The sequence below is a fragment of the Desulfobacterales bacterium genome, from assembly GCA_029211065.1.
Taxonomy (GTDB): domain Bacteria; phylum Desulfobacterota; class Desulfobacteria; order Desulfobacterales; family JARGFK01; genus JARGFK01.
In genome coordinates, this window is record JARGFK010000137.1 from 1 (window position 1) to 10,388 (window position 10,388).

Genomic DNA, 10,388 nt, shown 5'->3' on the forward strand with positions numbered 1-10,388 from the left:
GCCCATACATGATCACCGGTCCAAACTGATCGTCGATTTTGGTTCCGATAATGATTTCCACGCCTTTGGCAGCCATGGGCGCCAAGTGGATCCCCCGGATATCGGCTTTGGGGTCGTATTTTTTGGCGTTGTCCATGATTTCCTTGAAAGCCCGGCGGATGCCGTCTTCCGAATGGAGCCCCAGGCGTACGCCGCCGGCGTCGCTTTTGTGCAGGATATCGGGAGATGAAATTTTCATTGCAACAGCGCCTGCAAGGCCTTCGGCAAAGCGGACCGCTTCTTCAGGGGTGGTGGCCAGAAACTCCTGGGCGATCGGCGCACCGGCCAAATGCAGCAGGCGTTTGGATTCATACTCCAGCAGCCCTGTGCGGCCTTCCTGACGGGCCTTGCGGATGAGTTCCCGGCCTTCGGGCTTGGCTTTGGCGCCCCAGTTAAATACAAAGCTTACCTTGGTGTGGTACATATTTAAGTAATTTCCATATTCCGCTAATACCCCCATGCACTTGCAGGCGACATCCAGGGAGTCATAGACCGGAATATTATAATACCGCAGCAGGTGCAGCGAATGCGGTTTGGCCGAACTGTACAGGCTGTGCAGCACGATGGGTTTGTTGCGTTTTTTTAATATCCTTCCCATGCGGTGGGCGGCATCCTCCTCCTGCAGCGCCAGGATTTCCGCAAAGCGGATGCCGTAGCCCCCGAAAAGCCCGACGATCAGAAGACCGCCGACATTGGGATCTTTCAAAATGATATCGGCGCAGTCGGCAAACACGGTGGGGTCCGAGTCCGTGCCGCCGGCCACATCCACCGGGTTGCGGACCGACGCGCCAAAGGGCAGAATTTTTTTCAGGCGTTCTTTTGTTTTGGCGTTCAGTTCAGGTATTTCAACCCCCAGATCGGTCAGAATGTCCGCCGCAATGGTGGCATGTCCGCCGCCGTCCGCCAGAATGGCGATCCGGTTGTTTTTGATGGGCGGCAGGCTGGAGAGGGTTTCCGCAGCCGGGAAAAGCTCAGTCGAATTTTCGATCAAAATGATGCCGGCGCGCTTGAAAGCGCTCTTGGCAACTTCAGACATGCCGGCCAGGGCGCCGGTATGTGAGCCGGCCGATTGTCGACCGGTGTAGGATCGTCCGCTTTTTAGGAGAATAATGGGTTTGTCAATGGTGGTTGTATACGCCTGCTGCAGGAATTCACGCCCCTGGCGCATACCTTCCACGTACATCAGGATGGCCTTTGTGCCGGGATCCTGCCGGAAGAATTCAAGGTATTCGTGGAACTTAATGTCGGCCTCGTTGCCGACCCCCACGTAATAGGAAAATCCCTTCAGGCTTTTGAGCTTGGCTTCGGTAATCAGGGTCAGGGCCATGTTGCCGCTCTGGGTCAGCAGGGCGATGTCGCCCTTGGGCACATCCCGTAGGCCCACGAGGTTCAGATTCTGTTTCAAGCTGATCATGCCGGAGGTGTTGGGGCCGATCAGTCGGATTTTCTGCTCCCGGGCCACGGCCACCATTTCCGCTTCCATCGCTTTTCCTTCCTCGCCGGTTTCGCCGAATCCGCCGGCGATAATGACGGCGCCGTGGACCCCCTTTTTGCCGCAATCCCTTAATACCGCCGGAATGGTTTTGGCCGGGGTGGTGATGAGGGCGATGTCAACCGGATCAGGGATGTCGGACACCGTGGGGTAGCATTTGAATCCCAGAATGTTTTTTTCCTTGGGATTTACCGGATAGATCCGGCCTTCAAATTTTTCATTCAAAAGGGTTCGAATGGCTTGGAACCCCCGTTTGGTTTCACTTTTGGATGCGCCCACGATGGCGACGGAAGTGGCGTTTAAAATGTTGTCAAGCACGATGATACCCTCCTGTAAGATTCAAACTTATTAGATTTCCCTTGAACCCTGGAACCCTCAACCCCTGGGCCCCTTATTTATTCTTGCGATCCTCAAATTCCTTGAGTGATTCCTGGCGTTCTTTGGTGGAAACGCACGCCAGGCAGGCTTCGGTTTCAAAATCCATAAGGGCTTCCAGGCTGACTTCACCGCGCGCCATCAAGAGCCCCTTTTTAATCATTTTAATGGAAAAAGCGGAGTTGGCGGCGATTTTCCGGGCCATGGCCCGGACTTCGTCCATCAATTTGTCGAGGGGGACCGCGCGGTTGACCAGTCCGATGCGTTCAGCCTCTTTGCCGCTGATGTATTCGCCGGTAAACAGCAGCTCCTTGGCCTTGCCCGGTCCGATCAGGTCCTGGACGAGGCGCATGGCGCCGCCGGTAACCGAGGAAGTGACCTTCGCCTCGGGTGAACCGATCTGGGCCTCTTCGGCAGCGATGCGGATATCGCAGGCCAACGCCAGTTCGTACCCAGATCCCAGGGCGTAGCCGTTTATGGCGGCGATGGTGGCTTTTTCAAACCGGATGATTTTACGGGAGGCTTCCTGCAGCTCGTTCAGATAATCCCGATAGGCTTCGATGCTGCGGGTTTTCGATTCCTTCAAATCCGCTCCGGTGGAAAAGGCCCGGCCGGCGCCGGTGATTATCAGCACTTTTACGTCCGCATCGTTTTTACTGTCTTCAAGGGCCGCCTGGATGTCCAGCCAGAGCTGTTTGTTCATGGCATTCAAGACTTTGGGTCGATTCATCTGAATCGTGGCAATACCCTCACTTTTTTCATAGATAATGCATTCAAAATTCATTTGGAATCCTCATTTTTATGGTTGGTGCTTAAAGTCGGCTTTACCCTGTTGTAGCAGGGATTATTTCATCGATATTAAGAACAACCCGACTTGTCAACCATAACCTGAAACTTGCATGAAAACAGATGAGAAGATAGAAGCCTCCAGCGTGTGCAATATTAAAGTATAAGTCCGAAAGATCGTGTAAGTCAAAGCATTGATGCATTTTATATTTTCTCCTTTAAATATAAAGATTATTTTGTTATACCGCTTTTCATAATAAAGTTCCGAAACAATGAATTGCGGTATAAGCGGTTGTAGAAAAAAACGTTGGGATAACGGAACGTTTTTTTGACAACCGCTATAAAAGCATTTTAATCTGATTTTTACCAATCAAGAACAATTTTCCGGGGGACTATTCGCTTGAAAACAAAAGCTTTAATTACCGGCATTACCGGACAGGACGGTGCATATCTGGCCGAGTTATTATTGGAAAAGGGTTATGAAGTGCATGGCATCAAGCGCCGTTCTTCGCTGTTCAACACCCAGCGGGTGGACCATCTTTACAAGGACCCCCATGAAAAAGATATCCGCTTCAAACTGCATTACGGCGATTTGACGGACGCCTCCAATTTGACGCGTATTATTCAGGAAGTCCAACCCGATGAAATCTACAACCTGGCAGCCCAGAGCCATGTGAAAGTTTCCTTTGAAACACCGGAATACACGGCCAATACCGATGCGTTGGGAACCTTGCGGGTGCTGGAAGCGGTTCGTCTCTTGGGGCTTGGGGAAAAAACCCGGTTTTATCAGGCTTCTACGTCCGAACTCTACGGAAAGGTTCAGGAAACACCCCAGAGCGAGACAACGCCGTTTTATCCCCGTTCCCCTTATGCCTGCGCCAAGCTGTATGCCTACTGGTGCACCGTCAACTACCGTGAGGCCTATAACCTGTTTGCCTGCAACGGCATTCTGTTCAACCATGAGTCGCCCCTCCGGGGGGAAACGTTTGTCAGTCGTAAAATCACCCGGGCGGCAGCCCGAATTGCTCTTGGCCTTCAGGCAGGTCTCTACCTCGGCAATCTGGATGCCTTGCGGGATTGGGGGCATGCCAAAGACTTTGTCCGGGCCCAGTGGCTGATCCTGCAGCAGAATCAGCCGGATGATTATGTCATTGCCACCGGCGAGCAGCACTCGGTTCGGGATTTTTGCATAAAAGCGTTCAGGCAGATTGGTGTCACGCTGGCATGGCGCGGAAAGGGCCCTTCCGAAGAGGGCTTTGTTGCCGACGTGACGCCTGTTAAAACGCTTGAGCGCTACAAAGGCCTGGTTAGAGTCCGACCCGTGATGAAAGGGCAGGTGGTGGTCTCTGTTGACCCGCGGTATTTCCGGCCCACCGAGGTGGATACGCTGCTGGGAAATCCGGGCAAAGCGCGCCGAAAACTGGGCTGGAAAACCGAGATTTCATTTGACGAAATGGTGGCTGAAATGGTGGCGAATGATCTAGAGGAAAGCGCCCGGGAAGCCATCTGCAAGCGCAACGGGTTTCCGATTTTGGGTAGTGTGGAAGCAGATATGTAAAAAATGTAGGCTCAAGACTGAAGGAGACAAAGGAAATATCCGACTCCGGAGATCATGATTTACATAAATACTATTGACGAAATTCAAAATCCGAATATCGAAACTCGAAACAAATTCAAATAACAAATGCCCCAATGAAAAAAAATTATACTCGTGCTATTGGCATCACTTATTCGTTTGGATCATTTGAATTTTGGTCATTCGGTGTTGTTTCGGATTTCGAATTTCATGTTTCGAATTTAAATTTCAAGGATTCTAAAGGTATAAAGACCGGATAGATATAGGATATATGGATAAATATTCAAAAATATATGTGGCGGGTCATACCGGTCTGGTGGGTACGGCCATCCTGCGCCGGCTAAAGGCGGATAAGTATCGGAATCTTATTTTTCGAAGCCATGCCGAACTGGACCTGACCCGGCAGACAGCGGTTGAAGATTTTTTTCAAACGGAAAAACCGGAGTACGTTTTTCTGGCTGCTGCCAAAGTGGGCGGGATTCTGGCAAACAGCACCTACCCGGCGGACTTCATCTATGACAACCTGGTCATCCAGACGAATGTGATCCATGCAGCCCGGAAATCCGGTGTCAAACGGTTACTTTTTTTGGGGTCTTCATGCATCTATCCCCGGGAATGCCCCCAGCCCATGAAAGAAGAATACCTCTTGACCGGACCCCTTGAAAAAACAAATGAACCCTACGCCATTGCCAAGATTGCCGGCATTAAGATGTGCCAGTCCTATAACCGCCAGCATGGCACCCGTTTTCTGGCGGTCATGCCCACCAACCTCTATGGCCCCAACGACAGCTTCGATCTTGAAACAAGCCATGTTCTGCCGGCCCTGATCCGCAAGTTTCACCTGGCCAAGCTGGCTGCGGCCGGAGACTGGCAATCGATCGACCGGGATGAAAAAAAATACGGCGCCATTCCGGACGATTTCCGCTTCAGTTTGATATCCATATCCAGAAGCGCCGGACATGCCGTATCAGTTCCGACCAACACCTCATTGCCTGCGCCGTCAGTGCCCATATGGGGTAGCGGTACCCCGCGCCGCGAATTCCTCCATGTGGATGATCTGGCCGATGCCTGCCTTTTTCTAATTAATACACCGCATCCAGTGTTTCATTCTTTAATCGTTGACTCACAAGTGCCATTGATAAATATAGGATGCAGCCAGGATCATACGATTCGAGAACTTGCAGGTTTAGTAAATGCCGTCGTTGGATTCCAAGGTGAAATCATTTTTGACCCCTCCAAACCGGACGGCACCCCCCGGAAATTGCTCGATACTTCTAATATTGCCGGTATGGGGTGGGAGCCGACGCTGTCATTTCAACAGGGAATCCGAGAGACATATCAATGGTATTTGAATCCGTAACAGTTGGTGCTTGATGTTTCCCCCTGAAATAAATCCAACCATTTAAAATAACAAAAAATAATATAAAAAATATTGACAGATCGCCTGTTTTGTGTTCAATTACTGAACGTTTAAATATTTAATAGTATTCGGTAACTTAAAATCAATGAGATACAACTGTTAAGTTTCATGCCGGCCATGTAACCCACCAGGCGGAGCCATATCACTTCCACAAAAATTCACCTTGAAATATAAAGAATCGTTAGCGCTTCGTCGACGCCTTAAAAACCGTAAAACAAAATGAATTAAAAGCGATGCACAAGCAGAAGAACGAATTCATTAATTTATTGAAAAAATTGCTGACGGATATTCTCGTTGATATAGCGGGTGTTAGGCTTGTTTATCTTTTTGGTTCGAGAGTGGATGGCTTTATAGGACCTCGAAGTGATTACGATTTTGGCGTGCTAAGCGATCGTGCGGTTAATCGGCGACAGATCTGTGGACCGCTATCATCTGTTTTGACTCACATGCTTGAAGCTGACAAGGTTGATGTGGTACATTTAAATAATGCTCCGGTAGAAATGGCTTATTCAATTATTGCCCAGGGAGAGCTGATATACCAATGCGATGTTTCCACACGGGTTGAATATGAAGCTCGTATTCTTGGCCTTTATGGCGATTATTTACCAATTTTAAGAATGCAGCGGCATGACATAATCAGCAGAGGAGACGAATATGATTCCCGAGTTCTCCGGTATCGAACGGCGCTTAGACGAACTGAACGAACGCTTGGCAAGATTAGCGCCTTTTAGGGAAAAAAAACGTTCTGATTTTGAGGAAGATGCCTATTTGCGCGATATTGTGGAGCGCAATCTGGAGATCGCCGCCCAGTGTTGCATCGATATCAGCCATCGAATCATCTCCTTGGAAAAGGCTCAAAAACCACGTGACTACTATGAGGCGATTATACGAATGGGCGAATTGGGTGTGCTTCCATTTGAGTTTGCACGAAAATTAGCTCCCATTGCCGGATTCCGAAACATCATGGTCCATGAGTATCTGAGTATAAATTGGGATGAAGTTCATAAACAATTAGGAGAGGCAGATGATCTAATATATTTTGCCGATCTGGTCCGGGACTGGTTGCGAAAGAAAAATGCGAATAGCCGCTAATTGCCCAATGGAACATTTAATCAGAAACTGTTTTTCAAAAAAACCCGAAGTCATAGCGGTGTATCTGTTCGGTTCCCAGGAAGCCGGTAAGCAGCGACCGGACAGTGATGTCGACATCGGCTACTGTTAAAGCAGATGAATATGAAAAGGGCGGATGAATTGAGGGAGCTTGTCATTGTGGAGTTATCGAGAATTCTCAAAAAAGATATCCACCCGGTGATCATGAATACCGCAGGCGAAGAGTTGCTGCGTCAGATATTTTCTAAAGGAAAATGCGTTCAGACCAATGATTCGAAACTTAAGGCTCTGTTTATGATAGCGTCGTTAAGTCGAATCGCCGAATTTGGATATTACCGCAGCATCATGCAAAAAGGATTCTTAAGAAGCGTCGGGGAGACCTTTCATGGTTGATCGCGATTTGATTATTGCCAAGGCCGGACTGGTAAAGAAACATAGTATATGTACAGCCCCGTCCCATAGTACAGGATAGAAATTATGAATAACATAAAGTACAAGAATTTTATAAACACAGCCGTCAAGGTGTTATCGGATGATGAAAGGATTCTTTTTGCCTATCTTTACGGCTCGACGCTTTCCGGAGATACGGGCAACGACATCGATATCGCCGTTTATATGAAAGCGGATGAAGATCCCCATCGATTGTCGGCGGATTTGAAAATCGCCCTTTACAAGGAAACGGGTCTGGCGCCTGATGCTTTCGATGTCCGCATCCTAAACGACCTGAATGAACGCGCCGACATTTTTGGACTTCTTTATTTAAAGAACGTGCTGGAAGGAGGCTGCGTTATTGTCGATAAAAAATCGGATGTTCGTTTGGATTTCCTCGAACGGTACGGCATGAGGTTTCGTGAATGCGAAGGACTCATACAGGAGGTGTTGGCGTGAAATTCGATCCGATCCGCATTGAAAGCTATTTAGCCGAAATCAGGAGGAATAGTTTAGCGCTAAACCAATCATAAAGCTCAACATTTAACCTATATGAAACTGTCAAAGATGAAGATAGGTTTTATCTTAAACTGGAATGTCCCGTTAATGAAAGAATGAAAGACGGCATAACACTGATGGTGAATAACCAGCGATAATTAATTTGCAGCAGACATGGTATCTTTGTTCGAATCGACAGCCGGAGGTTCCTTCCGGCGCACCCGATTCGGACAAAAATCCTTCGCGTTCTTCGCGCCTTAGCGGTTCAAAAAAGGAATCCTTTACAGCTTTCGCTCGTTTCTCGCGGAGATAGGAAACGCATAAAAACATGACCGTCCCCAAGATCCCTCGCGGAGATAGGAAACGCATAAAAACATGACCGTCCCCAAGATCCTTAACCCTGAACCGGGGAACATACGCTGTGCACGTTCTGAACAAACGTCACCTTCAACTATTTCCTCTTGACAAATAGGATTGTAAATATATACTTAAGGTATATATTCAAGGTGGAGGATAACGATGAAAACAGCAAAATTGTTTAAAAATGGGCAAAGCCAAGCCGTCAGATTGCCAAAGGAATTTAGAATGGCGGGTACCGAAGTGTATATCAAGAAACAGGGTGAAGCGATAGTCTTATTACCTAAAGAAAGGTCATGGAAAACTCTTTTTGACAGTCTTAACCATTTTGAGAAAGATTTTAAAATCGAGCGAAATCAACCTGGAGAAGATCAGAAGCGTGAGCCCATGTTCCAATGAAATATCTTCTGGATACAAATATTTGCATTTACATTATCAATGAAAAGCCAAGGAAGGTATTGAGAAAGTTTGAACAATACCCTGTTCATGAATTCGGGATTTCTTCAATAACACACGCGGAACTTCAGTATGGTGTTGCGAAAAGTAGGCAAAAAAATAAAAATCAAGAGGCTCTTGATGAATTCCTGATGCCTCTGACCATTCTTCCTTTTCATGGCAAGCGATTGATTGAATGGTATGGGAAAATAAGGGCTTTTCTGGAATCCAAAGGAATAACAATCGGTCCGCTTGATACGCTGATAGCCGCCCATGCCTTGAGTCTGGATCTAACCATTATCTCAAATAACATCAGAGAGTTTTCAAGAATCCCAAATCTCAAATGTGAAAATTGGGTATCCGAACAGGATTTACTAAATACCTCAAGCTAAGATTTGAGCCGTTTCAGCTTCACTCAAGTCTGGACCAAAAAATGAACGATGTTCCGAACGTAGCATATTTAGTAACTGGGCGCTTTAGCGGTTCAAATTGTTTTTTTATCCAAAAAAAATCGCTGTGCACGCTCAGCACCAATGCGTCCCGTTTTTCTCGCTTTCGCTCGTTTTGCGCAAAAACATTTCGCACTTTTCCCGCGTTTCTTGCGATCATTGACCAAATAGACCAACATGAAAAATGACTTCCTAAAAATGAAAGACTGCCTCAGGCCGGCATTGTTTTGGGATGTAGAATTCAGAACGCTGGATATCGATCAGTATGCATCTTTTGTAATCGTTCGTGTAATGGAGCGTGGCAATAGAAAAGAAGTGCGCGCCATCTGGAATTATTTTGGGGCCGAAACCATCAAGAAGCATTTGCTGTCAGCACGGTCATTAAGCCCCAAAACGATCTCCTATTTTTCGAATCAATTCAACATCCCCCGCTCACAATTTCGAAGCACTGTTATCAGTCATGATCGGATAAGCACATGGCCATAAAAGAATTTGTGAAAAGTGTAGCACCAGAGCATGTATTGAATCTGTTACAACAGTTGATGCATGATCAACAGTTCAATAAGTTTTATCTTGTTGGTGGAACGTCACTGGCCCTTCGACTGGGGCATCGAATGTCTATTGATATTGATCTTTTTGTTCATATGGCAAGAAATCAAGCGGATAATCACTCAATCGTTGAAGATGTAAACAGACCCGCCAAAAATCGTGACTTACTTATGAGAAGTACTGCAAAATAATCCTGAGAATCCTGTCAATAATGACGCTGCCGCAGACATGGCATCTTTGTCCGAATCGACAGCCGAAGGTTCTTTCCGGCGCACCCGATTCGGACAAAAATCCTTCGCGTCCATCGCCTGCCTGTGCGGGTTCGCACGCAGACAGGCGCCTTAGCGGTTCAAATTGTTTTTATCCGGGGAACATTCGCTGTGCACACTCTGCACCAACGTTCCCTTCGACGATAAAAATCCCCATATTATAATGAACAGCAAATCATAATGGATAACCAGGACATCCGCACCTTAAAAATTCTTGAAGAGATTGACAATGACCACGTCCCGAGCCAGAGGGATTTAGCCAAAAAGCTGAACGTTTCCTTGGGGTTGGTCAATTCCTTTATCAAGCGACTTGCCCACAAGGGATACTTCAAGATTACCACCATCCCCAAAAACCGGGCGAGGTATATCCTCACACCCAAAGGGGCTGCTGAAAAGAGCCGTTTGACCTATGAATATATTCGATATTCATTTCAATTTTATAAAGCGTCTCGTAAAAAGCTGCAAAAAATTTTCAAAACGCTTGAAAAGGAAAACGTCCAAAATATTGTTTTTTACGGGGTCAGCGACTTAACTGAAATCGCGTTCATCAGTTTGCAGGAAACATCCCTGCAATTGATTGCGGTTGTGGATGATATAAAAATCG

The 10,388-nt window shown here is 47.2% G+C and carries 12 protein-coding genes; 10 read left to right on the forward strand and 2 right to left on the reverse strand.

Annotated elements, in window-relative coordinates; all coding sequences use genetic code 11:
• A partial coding sequence (locus P1P89_20390; protein MDF1593875.1) for an acetate--CoA ligase family protein occupies nt 1–1,849 on the reverse strand: 1,849 nt, incomplete at its 3' end.
• A 73-nt stretch (nt 1,850–1,922) separates the two neighbouring features.
• The gene (locus tag P1P89_20395; protein ID MDF1593876.1) at nt 1,923–2,690 is read right to left on the reverse strand and encodes an enoyl-CoA hydratase/isomerase family protein; all 768 of its coding nucleotides are present in this window, start codon (nt 2,688–2,690) and stop codon (nt 1,923–1,925) included.
• A 402-nt stretch (nt 2,691–3,092) separates the two neighbouring features.
• Between P1P89_20395 and gmd the strand changes: the two genes are divergently transcribed.
• The 10 genes from gmd to P1P89_20445 all read left to right on the forward strand — a co-directional run.
• The gene (gene gmd / locus P1P89_20400) at nt 3,093–4,250 is read left to right on the forward strand and encodes a GDP-mannose 4,6-dehydratase (protein MDF1593877.1); all 1,158 of its coding nucleotides are present in this window, start codon (nt 3,093–3,095) and stop codon (nt 4,248–4,250) included.
• A 289-nt stretch (nt 4,251–4,539) separates the two neighbouring features.
• A complete protein-coding gene (locus P1P89_20405; protein MDF1593878.1) occupies nt 4,540–5,628 on the forward strand; it encodes a GDP-L-fucose synthase in 1,089 nt (362 codons plus the stop codon).
• Between the two features lie 714 nt (nt 5,629–6,342).
• Nucleotides 6,343–6,780 carry a DUF86 domain-containing protein gene (locus P1P89_20410; protein ID MDF1593879.1) on the forward strand — a complete coding sequence of 146 codons (438 nt, stop codon included), beginning with the start codon at nt 6,343–6,345 and terminating at the stop codon, nt 6,778–6,780.
• A gap of 7 nt (nt 6,781–6,787) precedes the next feature.
• Nucleotides 6,788–6,910 carry a nucleotidyltransferase domain-containing protein gene (locus P1P89_20415; protein ID MDF1593880.1) on the forward strand — a complete coding sequence of 41 codons (123 nt, stop codon included), beginning with the start codon at nt 6,788–6,790 and terminating at the stop codon, nt 6,908–6,910.
• A gap of 11 nt (nt 6,911–6,921) precedes the next feature.
• Nucleotides 6,922–7,191: a hypothetical protein gene (locus P1P89_20420; GenBank protein MDF1593881.1), complete on the forward strand. Its 270-nt coding sequence runs from the start codon at nt 6,922–6,924 to the stop codon at nt 7,189–7,191.
• An 84-nt stretch (nt 7,192–7,275) separates the two neighbouring features.
• On the forward strand, nt 7,276–7,686 hold the full coding sequence (locus P1P89_20425) for a hypothetical protein (protein MDF1593882.1): 411 nt from the start codon (nt 7,276–7,278) through the stop codon (nt 7,684–7,686).
• A 558-nt stretch (nt 7,687–8,244) separates the two neighbouring features.
• Entirely contained in the window at nt 8,245–8,481 is a 237-nt protein-coding gene (gene vapB / locus P1P89_20430) for a type II toxin-antitoxin system VapB family antitoxin (GenBank protein ID MDF1593883.1), read from the forward strand.
• The gene (locus P1P89_20435; GenBank protein ID MDF1593884.1) at nt 8,478–8,909 is read left to right on the forward strand and encodes a type II toxin-antitoxin system VapC family toxin; all 432 of its coding nucleotides are present in this window, start codon (nt 8,478–8,480) and stop codon (nt 8,907–8,909) included. The genes vapB and P1P89_20435 overlap by 4 nt, the downstream gene beginning before the upstream one ends.
• A 533-nt stretch (nt 8,910–9,442) precedes the next feature.
• A complete protein-coding gene (locus P1P89_20440) occupies nt 9,443–9,706 on the forward strand; it encodes a nucleotidyl transferase AbiEii/AbiGii toxin family protein (protein MDF1593885.1) in 264 nt (87 codons plus the stop codon).
• 258 nt (nt 9,707–9,964) lie between these two features.
• A partial coding sequence (locus P1P89_20445; GenBank protein MDF1593886.1) for a winged helix-turn-helix transcriptional regulator occupies nt 9,965–10,388 on the forward strand: 424 nt, incomplete at its 3' end.